This is a genomic window from Methylomagnum ishizawai (assembly GCF_900155475.1).
GTDB lineage: Bacteria > Pseudomonadota > Gammaproteobacteria > Methylococcales > Methylococcaceae > Methylomagnum > Methylomagnum ishizawai_A.
In genome coordinates this window covers 4,526,628-4,547,425 of sequence record NZ_FXAM01000001.1, presented here as the reverse complement: position 1 = coordinate 4,547,425, position 20,798 = coordinate 4,526,628, and the positions used below count along the sequence as shown (strand labels likewise).

Below are 20,798 nucleotides of genomic sequence, written 5' to 3'. Positions count from 1 at the left end.
CCGCGGGGCCGGATCAGGGCAGTTCGGCCACGCCCAGGAATTGCCGCAACACCTGGGCGAACCACGCCTGGTCCAATACCCCGGCGCTTTCCCTGGCGCTGTGCATGGCCCACATCGGACAGCCGCAATCCACCGCCGGAAGGCCCAGCCGGGCCGAGGTCATGGGGCCGATGGTGGAGCCGCAGGCGAGGTCAGTGCGGTGGGCGTATTTTTGATAGGGCACCCCGGCCTGTTCGCACAACCGCATGAACCGCGCCTCGCCCAGGCCGTCGGTGGCGTAGCGCTGGTTGGCGTTGATCTTGACGGCGGGACCACCGTTCACCCTGAGGCCATGGGCCGGTTCGTAGGCGTTGGGGAAATTGGGATGGTAGGCGTGGGCGGCGTCGGCGCTGACCAGGAAACCCTGGGCCAAGGCCCGTTTGTAATCCGCCGCGTCCAGCCCCAGGCCGTGGGCGATCCGTTCCAGCACATCGGCCAGGAAGCCGCCCTGCGCCCCTTTGTGGCTCTCGCTGCCAATCTCCTCGTGGTCGAAGAACGCCGCCACCTGGGTATGCGCCCCGGTCTCCGCCGCCAATAAGGCCGTCAAGCCCGCATGGCAGGATGAAAGATTGTCGATCTGGCCGTCGGCGATGAACTCCCCCGCCGCGCCCCAGAACGCCCCCGGTTGGGTGTCGTAGACATTCAGCTCGAAGCTCAGGATATCTTCGGGCGCGCAATCCGCCTGCTCCGCCAGCAAGCCGAGGAAACGCGGTTCCGGCTGGGTTTCGCCCTGCAAGCCGGTCAGCAGCAGGGGCAGTTCGCTTTGCTTGTTCAGCTTGAGGCCGTCCTCGTTGACGCCGCGGTTCATGTGTATGGCGAGGTTGGGCAGCCGGGCCAGGGCGCGGGGGAAGCGCAGCAAGCGGGTTTCGATGCGGGCCGGGCCGCGCAGGTGTAGCCGCCCCGCGAGGCTCAAATCACGGTCGGCGAAGGTCGCCAGGATCGGCCCGCCGTAGACCTCGACCCCCAGCCGCAACAGGTTCTCCACCTTGTGCGGGGCTTTGGGCTTCAGGCGCAACCCTGGGGAATCGGTATGGGCGCCGACGATGCGGAAACCCCGCTCGGGCAAAGCGCCGTCGCCGATGTGGAAGGCGATCAAGGACGAACCGCCCCGGATCACATAATGTTTGCCGCCGGGGACCAAGGACCAGGTTCCGCCTTCGTGCAAAGGCGTATAGCCCTGGGCCAGCAGCCGGGTCTCCAAGGTGGCGGCGGCGTGCCAGGGGCTGGGGCTGTGGTCGATGAAGTCGAGGAGGTCTTGGGCGTGGCGCTGGGGTTCCGGGGCGATATTCATGGGCGTTTAGACGGGTCGGCGAAAAGCCGCCAGTGTAGCGCCGAATCCGCCGGAGCGGCGAGACGGGGCAAAGGCGAAGCACGTCGGAAAAATCCGGAACATCCTTGTTCCGTTAGCGCATTCCAGTATGAACTGTGCGGTCTCCCTCTTCCGACGCACGCCTAGATAGCGGAAATATCCATTTCCCGCGCCCGGACGGGGCAGTCGATGATAAGGGGGGGATGCATCATCGACCACTGCCGGACGGCCATTAATCTAATGGCCCGGCTTGCCGCGAAGAATACGTAGCAATCCGTATCGATCACCGGGCCCGGTTTGTTCATTTCCGCTTCACCTATCCAGATCATGCCTGGCGTGTCCTTCGTCGCTACAATCTTCTTCCCATCCAACATCGTGCCCCGCCCATGACCCTGCCGTTCCCGCTTCCTTCCCGGCTTTGGCCGAGGAACCCCTTGCCCTGCCTGTTGTTGTTGTCCGGGTTCGCGGGCATTTCCTACGAGGTGCTGTACGGGCGTTTGCTGGGCAATCTGATCGGCGATCAATTCGCGGTCTCGGCGGCGGTACTGATTACGTTCTTACTGGGATCGGGCCTGGGTTCGGCCTGCGCCCATCGGCTGTGGCGCTGGCTGTGGTTGATCGAGGCCGGGATCGGCGCGTGCGGTTTGGCCTTCGTGCTGTGTTACGGGGGCTTGCAGACCTTGCTTTACAGCGGGCAGATTTCCGCCGCTTCCGGCCTTGGGGCGCAAGTCGGGGTGGGCGTGGTCTTGCTGCTGTTGCCCGCGTTCCTGGTGGGATGCAGCGTGCCCTTGTTCGCGGGCTATCTGGCGACCGAGGCCGACGACTCCGGTTTCGCCCAGGTCTATTCGATCTACAACCTGGGGGCGGGCGTGACCGCCGTGGCGCTGGAATTCGCGGTGCTGCGCTGGTTCGGGATTTCCGGGGCGATGCTGGGCTTCGTGGGGATCAATTTCGGGGTGGCGGTGTGGCTGCGTCTGGGTTATGGCGAACCGCGCCCGGCTCCGGTGGCGGCGGCGGAATCGCGGGCTTTCCCCGTCCGCGAGGTCGCCGCCCTGGTCCTGGCCTCGGTGGCTTCGGCGATTTTCCAATTGTTCATGGTCAAGCTGGCCGAATTCATGTTCGGGCCGTTCCGGGAAACCTTCGCCCTGGTGTTGGGCATCGTGCTGTTCGGCATCGCGCTGGGCACGCCCCTGGTCAAGCGCTTCCGGGTCGGTTTCGCCACCCTGATGCTGGGCAATCTGGCCGGCTTGGCGTTGCTTTTGGCCGCCGTGGAACCCGCCGTGACCGCCTATTCCCTGCTTTATCAGGGCGCGAGCGAAATTCCTGGCGCGGCCACCGCGCTCAAGGCGCTGCTGCTGCTGGCGCTCATGGCCTTGCCCGCGCTCAGTTTCGGCGCCACCGTGCCCGCTTTGTTGATCCGCTCCACCCAGGTTGCGAAGGAATCGGGTTATCTCCTGTGCGTCGCGGCCCTGGCCAATAGCGCCGGTTTCCTGTTGATGGTATTCGCCCTGCATCCCTATCTCGATTATGGAGTGCAATTGTTGGTGGTGGCGGGTTTGTCCGGGGCGGCGTGGCTGGTTTACCGGGGATTGGGCGTCAAGGAAATCGAATTCGCCGTGGCGGGGGCGGCGTTATTGCTCGCCGTGCAGCGCTGGGTTTGGGACGAGCGTTTGCTGTATATGAATTACGTGACTTTCCAATCCCACGCCGAATTCACCAAAACCCGCGCTTCCTTCAAAATCACGGATCGCTTCAAAGGCCACCAGGATATTTTCTCGATCACCTGGATCGGCAATAAGCCCTATTTCTTCATCAATGGCTATGTGAGTTTCCCGTTGAACTCTTCTTCCGAGCAAATCGTCGGCTTGATGGCCGCCATGTTCTCGCCACGCACCGATGAGGCCCTGGTTTTGGGGCTGGGCAGCGGTGCCACCGCCTCGGTGGTGGGCATGGTCTTCGATCATACCGACGCCGTGGAAATCAACCCCGCCGTGAGGGCCAATCTCGGCAAGCTCAAGCGCTGGAACCACGATATCGCCCATAACCCCAAGGTCAATATCGTCCTGGACGATGCCATCCATTATGTACGCGGTGTTGGCAAGGCTTACTCGCTGGTTTTAAATACTGTGACTTCGCCCTTATATTTCAGCTCGGCCAAGCTCTACACCTTGGACTTCTACCGGGCGGTGAAAACCCAGCTACGCCCGGATGGTGTCTATGCGACCTGGGTGGATTCGCGCATCGGCGATGCCGGTATCAATATCATCCTCAAAACCTTGGGCGCGGCTTTCAAGCACTGTTCGATCTTCTATGTCAAAGCCACCTATTTCTTGATCCTCTGCGGCGACGAACCGGTGGTTTTTCGGCAAACCGGCCTCGCCAGCAAAGCGCCCGAAGTCTGGCGGGAATTGGGCGGTCAATATCTGACCGTGCCGGACTGGATTCCCTATAACCTGTTGTCCGGGCGGGCTTTGTCCTTGGTCGAAAACCCGGAATCGGTGCCGGTCAATACCTTGGATTTCCCGGCCTTGGAATTCGAGATCGCTCGCTTGAAGCACAAAGGGATTCCCCGCTTCAAAGCGGTGCTGGAAAGCCGGGTGCAATTGGAGCATGTGCGGGATTATTTGACAGCATTGGGGGAATGGAAACCAGCGCGGTTGGTGGTCGAGGCCGAGCAAAGATTGGACAAGGAGGCTTATCTCACCCGCCGCTGGAGCGCCTTGGTGCGGGCCGCTGCCCAGGATTATCTGCGGGATTATAGCGGGGCGAATTTGGATTATTGGCAAGCCTTGGTGGGTCAAACCCCAACCGCCAAGGCCCACCATAAATACGGCTATCGCTTGTTGGAAAACGGGCGCTATCAGGAAGCCATCGATCAATTCCGGCAAGCCTTGGCGCTGGATGGGCGCTACGATAACGCTTATTTCAATATCGGCTCGGCTTATGAGGCGATGGGTCGTCACGCCGACGCCTTGGAGAATTACCAGCGCGAATTGGCGGTGGATGCCAGCGATCAAGAGGCAATTTACCGGATGGGCCGGAGTTATGTGGAACTCGGCGATTATGAAAAAGGCTGGTTTTATCTGACGCTTCCCAAGCGTTCGTTCGATGGGACCAAAGCTGTTTTATATCGGGCCAGGGCGCTGGAGGGCTTGGGACGGCGCGACGAGGCCATGGCCTTATATCGGGAGATTATCCAAACCCGGCACGCCGATCCGGCGGTGGTCGAGGAAGCCCGCAGGCGTTTGGCCGAACCCGTGGCGGCGAAATAGGGATGAAAACCCCTCGCCGCCACCCTTATCCCTAGCGCCAGTGTGATCCCCCCGCCCTTTTGCGGGTATGATGCAGCCTGTTTCCAGCCCCAGGAGGCGCTGCGAGTCGCCAGATGAGCCTGTTTTCCTATCTTTTACCCCTGTTTTTCCCGTTCCTGGTCGCCGCTTTCGCGACCCATGCCGTGCGGGGTTACGCGCTGAAACGGTTGCTGGACCTGCCCAATACCCGCAGTTCCCATAGCGTCCCGACGCCGCGGGGCGGCGGCTTGGGGATCGTCGCCGCCCTGGTCCTTGCCACGATCCAACTCTACGGACTGGGTTGGGTGTCCCTCGATTGGCTGATGGCCCTCGCGGGCGCTGTGCCGGTAGCTGCGGTCGGGTTCTGGGACGATCACGGCCATGTGCCCGCCCGTTGGCGCTTATTGGCCCAGTTCGCCGCCGCCGGATGGGCCTTGTATTGGCTGGGCGGTTTCGGCGAACTGCGCTTCGCCGGGGAAGCCTATGCGCTGGGTGGCTTGGGTATGCCGCTGGGCCTGTTGTTCATCGTCTGGGTGTTGAACCTGTTCAACTTCATGGACGGCATCGACGGCATCGCGGGCGTCGAGACCCTCACCGTCGGCTTCACGCTGGCGGCGCTGATCGGGCTGGACCCGGCCCCGGTGTTGCCGGGCAGCGCCGAGGTGGCGGCGGCATTGGCGGCGGCGGCGGGCGGGTTCCTGCTATGGAATTGGCCCCCCGCCAAAATCTTCATGGGCGATGTGGGGAGCGGCTTCGTCGGCTTCCTGCTGGGCGTGCTGGCGCTGCGGACGGCGGCGACCGGCGGGCCTAGCCTCGCGGTGTGGTTGATCGCGCTGGGCGTGTTCTTCGTCGATGCCACTTTCACCCTGCTGCGGCGGATGGCGGACGGGCAGCGCTGGTACGAGGCCCACCGCAGCCACGCCTATCAACACGCGGCGCAACGCTATGGCCACCGGCCTGTGACCCTGGCGGTACTCGCCATCAATCTCTTTTGGCTGGGACCGTTGGCCTGGGCGGCGGCGCGGTGGCCCGCCCTGGAATGGGCATGGTTGGGCATGGCCTACGCGCCCTTGTTGGCCCTGGCGCTCCGGTTCGGGGCCGGCTTATCGCACGGGACGAGGTGAAGATGGTTTCCAAGCTGCGCTCGCGCACGGTGATTTTCCTGCACGATCTGGTCATGGTGGCCTTGGCTTGGCTGGGCGCTTATTGGCTGCGTTTCAACCTGTCGATGCCGCCCAAGTACGAGGTGCATTCCGCCCTGGTTTGCCTGCCCTGGGTCATGGTGGTCCAGGCCGTGGTGTTCTGGCGCGTGGGGCTGTACCGGGGGATTTGGCGGTTTGCCTCCATTCCCGATTTGGTCCGCATCGTCCAGGCCTCGGGGGTGGGCATCGTGGCGGCGGCGCTCACCCTGTTCGTGGTCAACCGCTTGGATGGCGTGCCGCGGTCGGCGATCTTACTTTACGTGCTGTTGTTGCCCTTGCTGCTGTCCGCGCCCCGGCTGCTCTATCGGATTTGGAAGGATCGCCGCGCCGTGCTGTCGGTGGGCAAGCGGGCTTTGATCGTCGGCGCGGGCAAGGCGGGTGAAATGTTGGTGCGCGACCTGTTGCGCACCCATTATGCCCAGTTCGTGCCGGTGGCTTTCGTCGATGACGATCCGGGCAAGCGCGGCAGCGAAATCCAGGGCGTCCGGGTCAAGGGCGGCTGCGAACGCATTCCTAACCTGGTGGACAAGCTCGGCATCGACGCCGTCCTGCTGGCCGTGCCCTCGGCCTCGGACAAGGAGATGCGCCGCATCGTCGAAATCTGCGAGGGCGCGGGCGTGCCCTTCCTGACCCTGCCCTCGGTGCAGGACATGCTGGCCGGGCAGGCGGGCGCGTTGCGGGAGGTGTCCATCGAGGATTTGCTGGGCCGCGCCCCGATCCGGCTCGACCGCAAGGCCGTCCGCAACCACCTGGCCGGGAAGCGGGTGTTGGTGACGGGCGGCGGCGGTTCCATCGGCTCGGAACTGTGCAAGCAGATCGCCCGCTTCGCGGTGGCCGAACTGGTGGTGTTCGAGCGCTGCGAATACAACCTCTACAAGATCGAGCAGGACTTGCTCAGGTCTTTTCCCGAATTGAATTTCGTCGCCCTGTTGGGCGATGTCACCGATCTGTCCTCGGTGGAATGGGCCATCGCCCGCTACCGGCCCCAGGTGATTTTCCACGCGGCGGCTTATAAACATGTGCCCTTGTTGCAGCATCAGGCGCGGCAAGCGGTCAGGAACAACGTGGTCGGCACCCGCATCGTGGCCGAGGCCGCGATGGCGGCGGGGGTCGGGGAATTCGTGCTGATTTCCACCGACAAGGCCGTGCGCCCCACCAATATCATGGGCGCGACCAAGCGGGCGGCGGAAATGCTGGTGCAAAGCCTGAACGGCGTGACCGAAACCCGCTTCATCACCGTGCGCTTCGGCAATGTGCTGGATTCGGCGGGCAGCGTGGTGCCCTTGTTCCGCGAGCAGATCAAGGCCGGTGGCCCCGTCACCGTGACCCATCCCGACGTGACCCGTTATTTCATGACCATCCCCGAGGCTTGCCAACTCATCATGCAGGCGGCGGCGGTGGGACAGGGCGGCGAGGTGTTCGTGCTGGACATGGGCGAGCCGATCAAGATCAGCTATCTGGCCGAGCAGATGATCCAGCTCAGCGGGAAATGCCCGGAGCGGGATATCCGCATCGAATACATCGGCCTGCGCCCAGGCGAAAAAGTGACCGAGGAATTGTTCCTCGACCACGAGCGACCCACACCCACCGGGCATACCAAGCTCTTGCTGGCCCGACCCATGGTGCTGGATCACCGGGTGATCCGCAAAAGCGTGAGCGAACTGGCCGAGTCCTGCCGGGTGTTCGACGAGGACGCCATCGCCAAGAAGCTCAAAGCCTTGGTGCCCGAGTATCAAGCCACGCCCCAGGCCAAAGACGAATCGGAGTCCACGGGAGAAAATGCGGCGGCCTTGCGAAGAAAGCTTGTCTTATGAACGGGATGCCGCTAGAATTCGCCTCTTTTCGTGCAACGCCATAGTTTGGAGCGCGCAGCAATGAAGACCTTTAGCGCAAAACCAGCCGAAGTCAAACGCGACTGGTACGTCATCGACGCCGAAGGAAAGACGCTCGGACGCCTTTCCACCGAAATCGCGCGTCGTCTGCGCGGTAAACACAAAGCCGAATACACGCCCCATGTGGACACGGGTGATTACATCATCGTAATCAATGCCGAGAAGGTCCATGTCACGGGCACCAAGGAACTGAACAAGGTTTATTACAAGCACACCGGTTACATCGGCAATATGAAATCGGTGACCCTCGGCAAGCTGCGCCAGACGCACCCCGAGCGTATCATCGAAACCGCCGTTCAGGGCATGCTCCCCAAGAATCCGCTGGGCCGGGCCATGTACCGCAAGCTTAAGATTTACAAGGGTTCCACCCACAATCATCAGGCCCAGCAGCCGAAAGTGCTGGACATCTAAAAACGAGTCGAGCTAGCCATGGCACAATCGCAGTATTACGGAACGGGTCGCCGCAAGAGCGCGGTGGCGCGTGTTTACACCAAAACCGGCACCGGACGCATCGTCGTCAACAACAAGCAGTTGGACGAATACTTCGGCAGGAAGACCGACCAGATGGTGGTTCGCCAACCGCTGGAATTGGTCTCTATGACCGACAAGCTTGATGTAATCGTGACCGTCGCGGGCGGCGGTCCCACCGGCCAAGCCGGTGCCATCCGCCATGGCCTGACCCGCGCATTGATCGTTTACGATGAAAACCTGCGTTCCCCGTTGCGCAAGGCTGGCTACGTGACCCGCGACGCCCGCGAGGTCGAGCGTAAGAAGGTCGGCCTGCACAAAGCCCGTCGCCGTCCGCAGTACTCCAAGCGTTAATCCGCTTCCAAGGGTTATTGGGGGATCGTCTAGCGGCAGGACTACGGACTCTGACTCCGTCAACCTAGGTTCGAATCCTAGTCCCCCAGCCAACAAAAACAAGGGCTTAGCCGCAAGGCTAGGCCCTTTGTTTTTTCTTCCGGGCGTATTCTGGGCGGAGGTACGTCCCGATTGTTCCGGTTGCTTCCGGTCCCTCGCCCCGCTTCCCGCCTATCGACCGCGCCCATGGGCGCTTCGGTCCGCTCCACATAAAGAATATCCGGCTCCGGGTGCCTTCACCTGCGGGTGGGCCGGGTCAGCTCGTATAGAATGCCCCACAGCCCCGCCCTCGCTCACCATGCCCGGAACATCAGGCAGGGAATGATGCGAAACTGCCTGTCAACAGGAGTTAGCCGATCGAGGGCTAGCCAGACAACGCCTCAATAACCGCCATCAAGCCGAGAGCCATCCATGAACGTCTCATTCACCATCAACGACGACATCCTGTTGGCGCTCAGGGAGAGCGCCCAGGAATTCACCCAAGACTTGCGCTTCCTCTCGGCCCTGATGTGGTACCGCAAGGGCAAGCTCTCGCTGGGTAAGGCGGCGGAACTGGCCGGGTACACCAAGCTGGACTTCATCGAACGCATGAAGTTGGAGAACGAACCCATCTTCGACTACAACGAGGATGAGATGGCCGAGGTTTTCGCGGACGCGGCCAAGCTCCCATGAGGGTCGTCTCCAACACCACGCCGATCATTTCGCTGGCGGCCATAGGCCACCTGAACCTGCTCGAAAAGCTCTTCGGCAACATCGTCATCGCCGAGGCTGTGTACAAGGAGATCAAGGCCAAACCCAGCTACGGCCACCAGCAGATCGACGCGCCCTTCATTCAAGTCCAGACCATCCAAGGATGCCTATATAAAGATTTCCTGCTGAGCCAACTCGACTCGGGAGAGACCGAGACTATCATCCTGGCCAAGGAAATCTCCGCCGACTTCGTGCTGATCGATGAAAACCTAGGCTACAAGGTCGCCACCACGGCAGGGTTGTCGGCCATCAGGACGCTTTCGATCCTGCTGAAAGCCAAAGAGAAGGGCTACATCGACAGGATCAAGCCCTTGCTGGACGATATGATCGCCAAGGGACGCTGGTATTCCAGCGCGGTCTACCGTTCCTGCTTGGATCGAGCGGGCGAATGACGCGGAGTCGGGCATCCAACCCAACTCCGCCTATCAGCCCGCGAAGCCTCAACTGAAATCGCGCTGCGCCTCCAAGGCGGAGCGATACTCCGGCGGTAGCCAAGGCGCATCCGGCACCACCACGGTCAGGCCAAATTGATTATTGGCAAGGAACACCCCGACATAACATCCAGCCTCGACCTGGACGGCCTCGAACGGCACGCTGTCCAGGGCGTAGGGCAGCCCCAGCGCCGAGAGATCGGCCAAGTCGCCGCCATCCTCGATCAAGGCCACGTAGCCGTCGGCTTCCGGGTCATAGGGGTGGCAAGCGAGTATCAGGTCGCTCACCAAGCGGCGGATCAGCGCCGAGATTTCCAAGGACAGGCGGGCACCCTCCAAGTCCCGCAACGATTTGAATATATACATGGCCGCCCCCCTCAACCATCCAGGCTCTCTTCCGCCAACGCCAGCGCCGCCGCCAAGGCGGCGGCATCGTCCAGGTAGCCGATCCAGGGCAGGAAGTCCGGGCTCACGTCCCACGGAAGGATCAGGTAGCCCAGCGCCCCGGTGACGATGGCCTTGACCCACACGGGCACCCGGTCATCGCGCAGCAGCTTGAGCAGCCGCAGCGCCCGCGCGGCGATCTCGCCACCGACGGGCAGGTCGCGAAGCTTGTCCATGAGCCCTTGCTCGCTAAAGTGGGCTCGGAAGGCTTGGTAGTCTTGCATGGTGTTGTCCTCGATATTCGCGCACGAAAAAGCCCGTTCCGACGCTGGGTCGGAACGGGCTCATCTCCCGTCTGGCAAGCGCCTGACGGGATCATCGGGATGATATCTGGCCGACACCGGGATCAAACCCGTCAGGGCCAGTTCGGGCGGGTGGAGCGGAGGGAGGTGTGCCCACCCAGCGCCGCCGCCATCGGCACCGGCGGCGAGATCGACGATGACGCCATCCCGCCCTCCACGCACGGCCAGGAAGCCAGCCGTTACCCCAGTCCGTCAGCCTTCCCGCCACCGCCGGAAAAAACAAAGGGCCGATGCCCAGCATAGCCAGGGGAGGAAGGCGGCGGGCCGGGCCTAGCCCGCCCGCCCCGCCACCTTCCTCCGGTCCATTTCCGGAACCGTCCGCACACTTCGCGGCCCGCGACCGCCGCGATGAGCCCTTGCCCGATCCCCGGCGCTCAGTAGTCGTCGGGCATCAGGATCGTGGTGACCGAACGGTCCCACTCGGTGATGATCCACACCTTGACGCCATCGGCCAGCGGGTAGCTGGACAGCAGGCGCTCGCCATGGCGGAGGGCCGCGTTGTTGGCCTTGGCGTCCTCCGGCGGCAGCACGCCCCAATCGCCCTTGACGTGGCGATCAAGCAGGGAGGCGGGATCGACGCCGTGCCCGGCCAGCACGGCCAGCGCGTTGGGGGTCGCCACCACCTGACCCAGCGGGAACAAGGGCTCACTCGTCTTCATGGCGATCCTCCTTCGGCATCGACGCCTTGCGGGACTTGCGGGCGGCGGCCTCGACGCTGGCGGCGTCCGACCCATCGCCATCCCCGGCAGGACCGGGTTCGGAGACGGGAACCGGGTCGGCGGCATCATCGCCTTCTTCCGGCGGTGGAGCCGGGGTGTCGGCCTCTGCCGGGATATCGACCCGGCCATCGCCACCCTGCGCGGGCATCGACGGCCCGGCGGATTTCTGCATCGCCTCCCAGGCGTCCCAGTCGCCCGCGCGGCGGTGGAGGTGGGGCTTCTCGCCCGCCTGTAGTAAGCCCTCGTTGCGCAGGATCGCGGCCAGGAAGCAGCCGTTGTTGACCGAGCGGCCCACGAAGGCCGGGCGCAGCGCGCTGGTGGGGAAATCAGCGCCGGTCGCCAGCGGCCCGGACAGGCGCTCGCGGATACGGGAGAACGGCACCTGCTCGGTGCTGAAATAGCCGCCGCCGTCGTTCGCGACGATGCTCAGGCACAGCCTGTCGTCCGCGTCCAGGCCGATCTGGTAGGTGACGAGGCCGGAGGATCGCCCACTGAGCTTGGGCACGGCCTGGACCCGGAGCGGGGTCACGCCGTTGCCGGTGTCGTTGGAGGTGGCGGCGGCGGCGGCGGGGGACGGGGGTGAGGAAGAGGCCGGGATCGGGATCGATGCCGCTTTCGGGGCGCGGCGGGCGTTGTTGGATTTCATGGGGTGACTCCTCGGGGTTGAAGTGGAAGATGCGCCCCTCTCAAACGAAAACGCCCGACGCGGGAGGCGTCGGGCGCTTGACAAAGCTCGGAGGGGATCAACCTAAGGATATCTGCTTGAGATTAGTATCAACTCCGGTTGAATTGTATCAATTTAATGCCTGTCTTCACATCAAGGATACTCACTTCTTGAACCATTTGACCGCCTTGTATAGTCCGTAACCGACCGCAGCAGCGGCAGCCACAGGCGCAGCTGTTGCTACAACCACACCCGCCGCCATGCCGCCACCAACGGTACCCCCGATCGCAGCTAGGCCCGAGGCTATTCCTGCTCCGCTCAGCCCTGCGGTAGTCCCCATAGCACTAACCGCCGCAATACTGCCCACAGTTCCAGCTGCTGCGCCAGCATAGGTCGCTTTTCTCCCAACGGCTCGCGAGTCGCGTTCATCTTGGTCTAAGGCCGGGTTATCTTTAAGGACGGTGTTATTGACCAAGGAAGCCATCGCTAGACCGGGACCAGCGCCAAGCACACCAATTCCCGCCACAGCCCCACCCCCAACTACCCCACCTGCGGTAGCCAAGCCACTCATTATTCCGGCACCAGAGAGGCCAACCGCTGAGCCGCTAGCCGCCACCACACCTTTAGCTATATTGCCTGCCAGAGCAGCACCGCTTAGGCCAGTAGCGACAGTCCCGTTGTCAATCTGATCACTTTGATGGTCGCCATTGATGCACCACTCGCAAAAATGTTCGCAGTTGTTCGAGAAGACGGCGTAGCACTCTTCACCGATCCGCGACCGAGCACGCTCGACAACGGCCTCGCCGATATACATGGCTCCCGCATGCCTTTTAAAGTCATACCCCTTCCCGCAGGTGAACTCGGCAAGCGATACTTCTTCGACAGGGCCAGCAGTCACCCCATCGGCCAGTCCAGAATAGTGAACTACCCTTCCACCGCCGACGTAGATGCCATGGTGAGAATAGCCAGTGCGGGGTGTGACTAAGTGCGAGCCAAGAGGCATAAGGTTTGGCATAAAGATTCCCCTTTGTGGTTAGTGGTATAGGTTTTCTTCGGCTGCGTTCAGGATATATACGTAGCCATCTCGTTCTCCATTTGCCCTTGCAGCCCTTCAGGACTAATGATTCGTAAGTGCGGTATCCAGTACCGAACGATGGGGACAACCTGATTCACATGTCCGACCTTCGCGGACACGATCAAACCCCCGTCCTCAAGCTCCTTCTCCACCACCTGGTTGGCGATCAACTTCCGCCGCTTGAAGTAGCCCGCCACCTCCTTGGCGACCTTGATCACGATCTCCTTCTTCTCATCGCCCATCCAGATGCCGTCGTCCTCGACCAAGCTGCGCTCCACCGCCGGGTCGGGTACGAACGTGCCGTCCAGCAAGCGCAGGCTGTCCAGGCGCGAGAAGGCGAAGGTCTTGAGCTTGCCGCCGTCCATGGCGGCCAAGTACCAGATGCCCTTATGGTTGACGAGCTTGTAAGGCTCCACCTCGTCGTAGGTCTTGGTCCCGCCATCCTTGGCGTAGTCGAAGCCGACGCGCCGATGACCGATGATGGCCCGCTCCAACTGGCGGAACTGCGCTTCCTTGCCGTTCAGGTTCTCGTAGTGGTGTCCCTTGACCAGCAGCGCACCCTCGATACGGCGGTCGAAGATATCGCGCAGGAAGTCATCCGATAGCGATGGGAACAATCCCCTCACACCAGCCAGGGAGGCGAAGCGCTCGATGTCGCGCAGCCCCAGCTTGCCCAGGAAGGCGGGGTCGAGCCGGTAGCGGCCATCGACCTTTTCCAGGGGCAGGTAGGCGAGACGCTCGTTGAGGTCGCGCTGGATGGTGCGCGGGTTGACGCCGAACTCATCGGCCAGCTGATGGGCATCCAGCCGCTCACCCTGGTTCAGCTTGATCAGAATCTGCGAGAGCCGGTACACCAGGGTATCGTGGGAGGGGGCGCGGCTCACGACCGTCCTCCTAACCGTAATCGGGGCATTGGGGCCGGGCTAACATCGTCCCAGCGGAAAGTGGGCCGTAGCTGCATGATCATTCTTCTTCGGTACAGCTTGTTGTTGGTCTTGTGGCCGGGCTCGAACGCCTGTGACATTACCGATAGACGAGCCATTCGACTCGCTACTAGGAAAGTATAGATTCACTTTCAAGCAAGCTCTTGTGAAATAAGTCACAAGCTGCCTGTGAACTACGTCACAGCCTTGGCCTTCCTTCATAGAACTCTGGATGGGGTTGGCTGCTTGTGACCCACGATAAGGGAGAGGCCGGACAGGTCATGTCGTTTTGAGGCGGTAGCCTGAAAAAATCATCGATCTCGCAAGCGGTGAAGGTCGCCCAGGAGCGCATGGCGAAGCCCACTTGTAGATAACCCCCATGCCTAAAAGGCATGGGGGTTATCTATGCACAAGGAGGCCGGAACTCCCGACCGGCACCGATCATCGCCGGTACGCCGGTAGGACTGGTCTATCCATTCATCGCGGCGCTTCGCCATCAACAAGCCCCGCGCCGGGCAACATTCAGCCGCCCATCGCCACCAACCTCAACTCCAAGACCGCGAACTCCCCCGTCAAATCGGGGAACCACAACGGTAGCCAGGGCAATGCCCAGCGCAGGAACCAAGCGGGCGGCGGGGCACCCACCTTGTACCAACGGGCGGCGAAGCCCCGGACCACAAGGGCGGACACGAAGCACTTGATCGGACAGTTTTCGGGCGTGGAGAAGCTGGCGGCATGATGGCGACCTCGACGGAACGTATTGAGCGGCGCGGACCCCATCGGTAGGCGGGAATCAGAAGCGCTCGATCCCGTCCCGATCTTTCGGTGTCCGCACCCAGCGCCCCGGCCTTCCCATGGGGTTGTTCGCCGGGAAGCCCAACCTGAGGCCCGCAGCCTCAGGTTTGTGGAACCATACGCATAGGCGAGCCGTCGCGATCCAGCAGGGTGACGACCGTCCTCCGCCCGGACAAACGCTTGACCCGCACCAGCCCGGCATCCTCCATATGCCTGAGCGCGTCGTAGCAGGCGTCCCTGGACACCGAGAACCGGTCCAGGGCCGAGCGGCTGACCCTGACCACGGGGGCGCTGTCGATCGCGGCGGCCCACAGGATCGACAGGGCGACGTGCAGCGACTTTCCGGGCAGGCGGGCGGCCCGCTCCACCCAGTCGAAGCTGACGGGGCGATGTGAGGGGCGAGTCAGCGGGGGCGTCTTACGTGTAAGCATCGGATTTTTCTCCTGATCGGGGTGGACATCGGCGTGTTCGGGCCGGGCACCGACCAATCCCAAGATAGGAAGAAGCCGGTCAAAAAATCCTCGGAAGAGCGGTCTAGCGGGGGCTATTAACATAGCCCCATAGACAAAGTTGCACCGCAGCCCAACCCGCTGATCCAACAAGGAATACTCGCGGACCTGCCAGCGCACGCAGGATGTCCTTGCGCCGATGGGGCCGCACAAAAAAGGCGGTGCGCCCGCTTGGCACACCGCCTTGCAATGTCAGGGGCCGAACCTCAACCCGCCGCGTCGTTGGTTCCTTTCCCGAAGAACCGATCGACTTCGAGGCTCGGCTGGGCTTCCAGCAAGATGGCCATGAGCGCCAACGCCGCCGGGGTGGCCGGAACCACGCCCTCGACCAACTTGGCCCGCTTGCCGTTCTTCGCCCCGCTCTCGGTGGTGGGGTAGCCCTTCGCCGTCAGCCAGGCCGCCACCTCCCGGTAGTTCATCGTCCGCGATGTGCCCCAAGCGCCTTGCGCGTAGGCGGCGAGGAAGGACCGCCTCAACAGGCCCACGGCCCCCTCCTGGGTGACGTTGATCGACCGGTTCCGGGTCATCACGCGGGCGGCGTAGTATTCTTCCCAAGCCACGAAGTCCTCCAGGGTTTTGAGGCAATGCCCGGCACGCCGCCAGCCGTCGAATATGGCCCTGGCTTCCTCGCCTTCCAACGCGGTGGGCCAGGGCACGGTGTCGCAGGCGAGGTGCTGGACGCCATCGACCGCCACCATGCGCGGATTGACGGGGCGGCGCTTGAAGTCGAATTCCAGGTTCAGGAACATCGACTTGCGCACCTCGACCAAGTCCGACCCGGTCAGCAGTTGCTGCCTGGGCGAGATCAAGTGGCTGAACTCGATGCGCTGGCCTGGCCCCCGGTCGAGATAGAGCTTCAACATGTAGCCGTTGTGGGCCTTCTTATCGGCCATCGGCGGCTTCACCCCGGCCTTGGCCAGGACCGGCGGCTCAGCTTCGTAGACCATAGCGGTGATCTGGCCACGGGTTTTCACGGCCACCACCTGCCGCACCCGGTGCTTGCGTTCAAGCATGGTCGGCACCCCCCGCCGCCGCCCCGTCCACCCTGTCCAGCAGCGCTTGGAAGCGCACCGCCATGGGGCCGGTCAGGTCCAACTCATCCAAGTCCGCATCGGTGAGGAAGCCATCGGTGGTGACGCTGACCACGGTGCGATGAGGCGGGATGCGGGCCATGATTTCTGACACCACGGCCCTCACCAACCCGGTGATGTGCGCCGCGAAGTACGGGTTGGTCAAAGGCGATGGCGGCAGCATCTTACCCTTCCGGGTGCGCGCATCGAACACCGACTTTTCCCTCAAGCCCTGGGCGGTCTTGCCATAGGCGGAGTTGCCGATTTCCTTCCATAGTTTCTCCTCCAAGAGCTGACCAAGCGCCTTGAAATGCAAGCGCCGTTCCCGGACGCGCCGGACGAAGGGCTCGAAGACCCGCGCGCCATCCGGGGCCCAGGGCACGATCAGGCCGATCTGGATATCGATGGCACAGCCCAGGTCCAGCGCGAGGGCCAATTCCGGGGCCGTGCAGTAGGTCCGCCCACGCCTCGGAAAATACAGGCCACGATCCTCGACCCGGACCGGCAGGCAAGGGAACCGCACACCCTCGGGGAACTCGAAGTCCACCCAGGCGAAGCCGCAGACATGGCCGACAAACGCCAAGGGGTCTTTGCTGTCGTAGGCCGCCGCGTAGTCGGGCGTCAGGATATCGACCATGCTCGCGGTGTAGGCGCTTTTGAGGTCGAAGTCGTGCCAATCCGAAATGGCGGTCGGCCCCAACGCAAAACTTTCGTTGCGACCGCCGTGGTAACACTTGGTGACGAAATTCTCATGACGCTCGCGGAACGCGGTGGGGCCGGTGGCATTCATGACGATCTTCCGCCCCTGCCGCTCATTCCAATAGGTCTTGCGATGACCGCGCTCGATCCCGAACGCCCGCTCGAACCCACCGTCATCGACATCCAGCAACTGGCGGCACAGCCGGGCGGCCAGCGCGCCGAGCGTGGGCGGAAGGCGGCGCATGCCCAGTTCATCCCGCACGAACCGCTGCATCTTGAGCCCGTACATGACGGCGATCTCCGCATCCCGGAGGGCGTAAGCCTCGAAGGCTTCCGGCTGCTCCCGCAAGAATTTCCTCATCTCTGACTTGTCGTAGCTTTCGGGAAGTTCGAGCTTGGGCAACCCGATCATCTCGCCCGTCACGGCCAGACCCGCGCGACCGGGCGTCAGCAGCAAGGTGTCGATGAAGCGCACCTGGGTCAGTCGGAGACGGCGTTGGCGGTCGCGCAGCACCATCCGCCCGTTCGGGCGGGGACCAACGTCGGCATCGTAATCGGAATGAACCACCAAGTCGCCACCCACGCTGGCCAGGGTGCCCTGGATGCAGTCCAGTTGGTCGCTGAAAGACTCGAAGTCGCCGAAATTGGGCAGGTCGGCGCGTAGGAAGTGCGCGTAGACCATGACCATCTTGGGCCACATCCTGACGACCTTCCGACGCCGGGCCTCGCCGATGATGATGCCGACGAAGCTCTCGAACTTGAGCCTGCCGTGCTTGCCGGACCTTTTCGGGTAGACGATCCCGGCCATGATGCCCCACAGGCTGACCAAGAAAAATTGGTAGGACAACACGTCCAAGCGGTCGCCCTCGGCGTTGTGCTGATACTCGGTGTCGAGAGCGACATGAACCGGCGGGTCGGTCCCGGCCAAGGGCTTGTCGGGGTCTTCGGCGAGAGCCTCGAATTCCGCCTCCATCAACCGCATCTGCTCTTCCAGGATGTCGTCGGGATCGCGGTCGTCGGCGGCGAACAGCGGGTTGGCCTCGGCGCTGCGGGACAGTTCGCAGCGGAGGATCTTCCAGTCGTGCCCATTGATCTCTAGCAAGGTTTCTTTATCCATCCTCAATACCTCGAAGGACAAAAAAGCCCGTCCGGCTAGACCGGACGGGCTTTGGTGCCATGGCGGGCTATCGTTCGGAGATGGCCCGCCTCGCGGTCTTATTCCTGCGGCAGATTGATCAGGAAGTTGACAATTTCCTCATGCTTCGCCTTGCGAAGCTCGGGATCTTTCTCCTCGAACGAGTGTATGTGTTCGCCGTTCTCACCGCTGAGGGCGATCTTTCCCTCTTTAGTGATCCAACATTTCTCAGCCTTGGCAGCGTTGATGAGGGTGCCGTCGGGCAGCTTGTAAAGAACCTTCTTGGACATAACGATCTCTATCTCTCATTCGTTGATGTTGGTTCCGAACCCACACTTCGTTTGAGGGTGGGTCGGGGTCAGCCAGGGCGACGGACCCGACACCATCGGGCGCGTCGTCCTGGGGTTAGCGAACCGGGGCACCATCTGCCATTGGTGCGGGGCCGCTTCATGTTCGAAGGCGAGGGTTGCATCTGGCAGTCGATCAACGCGGCCATCAAATTCAAAGCCTCACGGGGCTCGGGTCGGTCGCGGGGCGGTTCATGGGATGGCATGACACTCGCCGGGACCGGGCCGGGAGGGACGTTCTAATTCGTCCCTCTCTTCGGCTCTATTCGCGGACGCTCAGGGCTCAAGGTCGCTCTTCGGTTTGTAAGCGCATCCAAGCCATGACGTCCCGCTTGAACCAGCGGAGCCTGCGTCCGTTTTTAATGGCGGGGGGCAAGGTCTCCGGGTATATGGATCTCCGTTTATAGAGGGTATCGGTGGCGATCCCCAGAATGCTCGCGAGTTCGCAAGCTCCTAAGACGACCAGATCATCATCTTCAGGCGGCATTTACTTTCTCCATAAAGGTATTAAGTGCCTTTGAATACCGGCACGATTGGTACCAATAATACTTAATTTTATTGGCGGCTACCGGTGAGTGAAGTGTAGTCATTGTTTGATGAGAACACAACAGATATAGAAAGTCGGTGATCGACTATCTAATACAAGACCACTATTAGTCCAATGCAGGGTCGCTATCAATCAAGTCTCCAATTAGACGTTATAAGTATTTGATTTTAAATGACTAATGACTATGGCGCGGGCATAGCCGGTAATTCCATATACTCCACCGCGTGCGCGGTAGAACCCCAGGAAAGACCGGCCATGCCCGCGCCTATATACCAATACCCACCCCCCAGTTACTCATCCTTGCCCCCCCCTTACCCCTCATTGAATCTATGCGTAAACAATGAGTTCACTTCCTAATGGCCTCCTCCACGGCGTCGGCCACCCCGTTGCTCGCTTGCATCAGTCGCCCATCGGCGAGGTGAGCATAACGCTGTGTCATGTTCGGGCTGCTGTGGCCAAGTAGCTTCTGGACATCATAAAGACTTGAGCCGCGGCCTACCGCCAAGCTAGCGTGGGTATGGCGCAGATCATGCATGCGAAAATCGGTCAGCCCCGCGCGCTTCTTCACGCGGTCGAAGGCGTGCTGGGGATGGGCCATGCGGGCATTGCCGTACTTCTCGGCACCGGGGAACACGAAGGCGTTGCCCGCGCGCTTCGCCTGCCGCCCGAGCAATGCCTTGGCCACATCGTTCAGAGGCACGATCCGCGCCTTCCCGGATTTGCTGCGCGGGATGCGCCAGATACCAGCCTCCAAGTCGATGTGGGCATGCTCGGCGTTCAACAGTTCGCCCACCCTGGCCCCCGTCAACAGGAGCAATCTGATGAAGTCGGCGGCCTGCGGGTTCGGGTCATCATCGAGCGCCCGGTATAGCGCCCTGATCTCGTCGGCGTTCAGGAACCGTTGGCGCTGATTGTTTTCTTGGAACTTTGGGATGCCGTGGACGGGGTTCTTTGCGATGATTTCCCATTGAACCGCAAGGCCGAACAGGCGGTGCAACAACGAGCGCAAGCGGTTCACGGTGGCCGGGGCCAGCCCTTTCTTCAATGCGTCGGCCAGGAAGTGCTGGACCATCTGCGTGGTGATGGCGTCTAAGGCCAGCCGTCCGAACTGCGGGATCAAGTGCTGCTCCAAGCGCGAGCGGTCGTCCTGGTGCGAACGCTTGGTGTTCTCGGCGTAGGGCATGTACTGGTCCAGGGCGAACGACTTGAAGAACGGTACGGAGTTCTCCTTCCGCTTCGCGGCCTGGGGGTCGATGCCGCGATCCACCATGGCCCTGAGTTCGTTGGCCCGCTGACGGGCCTCCACCAACGACATGGACGGGAACTCGCCGATCTTGATGCCATGCCTGCGCTTCTTATGGCTGTAGCGATAGTAGAAGAATTTCCTGCCCTGGCGGTTGACCAGCATCTTCAGCCCCACGCACTCGGTGTCGGAGTATTCGGTCTCGCGCGAGGGGGAGTCCTTGGGGTGGGCGGGCAAATTTTCCAGGTCGCGCTTGGTGAAGCGGAATTTTTTCGAGCCGTCGCTCATGGTGTGTACCTCTTGGTATGAAGGAATCGTTGCGAACGATGTGTGTCTTGCAGGGCTGTAAGATGTCGGTGAAATGGTTCCAGAATGTTTGAAAGGCGTAGACCCGCCCGATCCTGCTTGGGCCAGACAGGGCCAGAAGGTGGGACTTATTTCGGTTGGGACACGGCAGGAAGCCGGGGAAGTCAGGTCGCTTCCGAGAGGCGAAGGCGGAGCTTTATTAAATGGAAGACTTCGGAAGATTCGGCGGGGGGTACGGATGCGACA

The 20,798-nt window shown here is 62.1% G+C and carries 21 protein-coding genes and 1 tRNA gene; 8 read left to right on the top strand and 14 right to left on the bottom strand.

Annotated elements, in window-relative coordinates; genetic code table 11:
* Positions 1-13: 13 nt before the first annotated feature.
* Positions 14-1,330, bottom strand: a complete 1,317-nt coding sequence (locus tag B9N93_RS20480) for a M18 family aminopeptidase (protein ID WP_085216055.1) — start codon at positions 1,328-1,330, stop codon at positions 14-16.
* 452 nt (positions 1,331-1,782) lie between these two features.
* Here B9N93_RS20480 and B9N93_RS20470 point away from each other — a divergent pair, with 452 nt between their 5' ends.
* The 8 genes from B9N93_RS20470 (at position 1,783) to B9N93_RS20435 (ending at position 9,735) form a co-directional block, all read left to right on the top strand.
* A complete protein-coding gene (locus B9N93_RS20470) occupies positions 1,783-4,620 on the top strand; it encodes a tetratricopeptide repeat protein (protein WP_125469089.1) in 2,838 nt (945 codons plus the stop codon).
* 113 nt (positions 4,621-4,733) lie between these two features.
* Complete coding sequence (locus B9N93_RS20465) at positions 4,734-5,762, top strand: MraY family glycosyltransferase (RefSeq protein ID WP_085216052.1); 1,029 nt, start codon at positions 4,734-4,736, stop codon at positions 5,760-5,762.
* Positions 5,763-5,764: 2 nt separating this feature from the next.
* On the top strand, positions 5,765-7,654 hold the full coding sequence (locus B9N93_RS20460; protein ID WP_085216051.1) for a polysaccharide biosynthesis protein: 1,890 nt from the start codon (positions 5,765-5,767) through the stop codon (positions 7,652-7,654).
* Between the two features lie 60 nt (positions 7,655-7,714).
* Positions 7,715-8,143 carry a 50S ribosomal protein L13 gene (gene rplM, locus B9N93_RS20455; protein ID WP_085216050.1) on the top strand — a complete coding sequence of 143 codons (429 nt, stop codon included), beginning with the start codon at positions 7,715-7,717 and terminating at the stop codon, positions 8,141-8,143.
* Positions 8,144-8,161: 18 nt separating this feature from the next.
* The gene (rpsI, locus tag B9N93_RS20450) at positions 8,162-8,554 is read left to right on the top strand and encodes a 30S ribosomal protein S9 (RefSeq protein WP_085216049.1); all 393 of its coding nucleotides are present in this window, start codon (positions 8,162-8,164) and stop codon (positions 8,552-8,554) included.
* Between the two features lie 18 nt (positions 8,555-8,572).
* Positions 8,573-8,646 (top strand) — tRNA-Gln (locus tag B9N93_RS20445).
* A gap of 358 nt (positions 8,647-9,004) precedes the next feature.
* Entirely contained in the window at positions 9,005-9,265 is a 261-nt protein-coding gene (locus B9N93_RS20440; RefSeq protein WP_085216048.1) for a UPF0175 family protein, read from the top strand.
* The gene (locus B9N93_RS20435; RefSeq protein ID WP_085216047.1) at positions 9,262-9,735 is read left to right on the top strand and encodes a PIN domain-containing protein; all 474 of its coding nucleotides are present in this window, start codon (positions 9,262-9,264) and stop codon (positions 9,733-9,735) included. The genes B9N93_RS20440 and B9N93_RS20435 overlap by 4 nt, the downstream gene beginning before the upstream one ends.
* 48 nt (positions 9,736-9,783) lie before the next feature.
* Here the strand turns inward: B9N93_RS20435 and B9N93_RS20430 are convergent, their stop codons facing one another.
* The 13 genes from B9N93_RS20430 to B9N93_RS20375 all read right to left on the bottom strand — a co-directional run bounded on the left by B9N93_RS20430 (position 9,784) and on the right by B9N93_RS20375 (position 20,534).
* On the bottom strand, positions 9,784-10,140 hold the full coding sequence (locus B9N93_RS20430) for a hypothetical protein (RefSeq protein WP_085216046.1): 357 nt from the start codon (positions 10,138-10,140) through the stop codon (positions 9,784-9,786).
* An 11-nt stretch (positions 10,141-10,151) separates the two neighbouring features.
* The gene (locus tag B9N93_RS20425) at positions 10,152-10,394 is read right to left on the bottom strand and encodes a YkvA family protein (protein WP_217807327.1); all 243 of its coding nucleotides are present in this window, start codon (positions 10,392-10,394) and stop codon (positions 10,152-10,154) included.
* Between the two features lie 500 nt (positions 10,395-10,894).
* Positions 10,895-11,179, bottom strand: coding sequence for a hypothetical protein (locus tag B9N93_RS20420; protein ID WP_085216044.1), 285 nt, complete (start codon positions 11,177-11,179; stop codon positions 10,895-10,897).
* Positions 11,166-11,885 carry a hypothetical protein gene (locus B9N93_RS20415; protein ID WP_085216043.1) on the bottom strand — a complete coding sequence of 240 codons (720 nt, stop codon included), beginning with the start codon at positions 11,883-11,885 and terminating at the stop codon, positions 11,166-11,168. Before B9N93_RS20415 ends, B9N93_RS20420 begins: the two co-directional genes overlap by 14 nt.
* 181 nt (positions 11,886-12,066) lie before the next feature.
* Complete coding sequence (locus B9N93_RS26890) at positions 12,067-12,906, bottom strand: lecithin retinol acyltransferase family protein (RefSeq protein WP_368655832.1); 840 nt, start codon at positions 12,904-12,906, stop codon at positions 12,067-12,069.
* A 59-nt stretch (positions 12,907-12,965) separates the two neighbouring features.
* On the bottom strand, positions 12,966-13,862 hold the full coding sequence (locus B9N93_RS20405; RefSeq protein WP_085216041.1) for a helix-turn-helix transcriptional regulator: 897 nt from the start codon (positions 13,860-13,862) through the stop codon (positions 12,966-12,968).
* 561 nt (positions 13,863-14,423) lie between these two features.
* Entirely contained in the window at positions 14,424-14,591 is a 168-nt protein-coding gene (locus tag B9N93_RS25775) for a hypothetical protein (RefSeq protein WP_176225351.1), read from the bottom strand.
* Positions 14,592-14,797: 206 nt separating this feature from the next.
* Positions 14,798-15,127, bottom strand: a complete 330-nt coding sequence (locus tag B9N93_RS20400) for a hypothetical protein (protein ID WP_085216040.1) — start codon at positions 15,125-15,127, stop codon at positions 14,798-14,800.
* 284 nt (positions 15,128-15,411) lie between these two features.
* Positions 15,412-16,218 carry a hypothetical protein gene (locus B9N93_RS20395; protein WP_085216039.1) on the bottom strand — a complete coding sequence of 269 codons (807 nt, stop codon included), beginning with the start codon at positions 16,216-16,218 and terminating at the stop codon, positions 15,412-15,414.
* The gene (locus tag B9N93_RS20390; protein WP_085216038.1) at positions 16,211-18,091 is read right to left on the bottom strand and encodes a hypothetical protein; all 1,881 of its coding nucleotides are present in this window, start codon (positions 18,089-18,091) and stop codon (positions 16,211-16,213) included. Before B9N93_RS20390 ends, B9N93_RS20395 begins: the two co-directional genes overlap by 8 nt.
* Positions 18,092-18,189: 98 nt before the next feature.
* The gene (locus B9N93_RS20385; protein ID WP_085216037.1) at positions 18,190-18,399 is read right to left on the bottom strand and encodes a hypothetical protein; all 210 of its coding nucleotides are present in this window, start codon (positions 18,397-18,399) and stop codon (positions 18,190-18,192) included.
* Positions 18,400-18,739: 340 nt separating this feature from the next.
* Positions 18,740-18,943: a helix-turn-helix transcriptional regulator gene (locus tag B9N93_RS26885; protein ID WP_085216036.1), complete on the bottom strand. Its 204-nt coding sequence runs from the start codon at positions 18,941-18,943 to the stop codon at positions 18,740-18,742.
* Positions 18,944-19,349: 406 nt separating this feature from the next.
* Positions 19,350-20,534, bottom strand: a complete 1,185-nt coding sequence (locus tag B9N93_RS20375) for a tyrosine-type recombinase/integrase (RefSeq protein ID WP_085216035.1) — start codon at positions 20,532-20,534, stop codon at positions 19,350-19,352.
* Positions 20,535-20,798 lie beyond the last annotated feature (264 nt).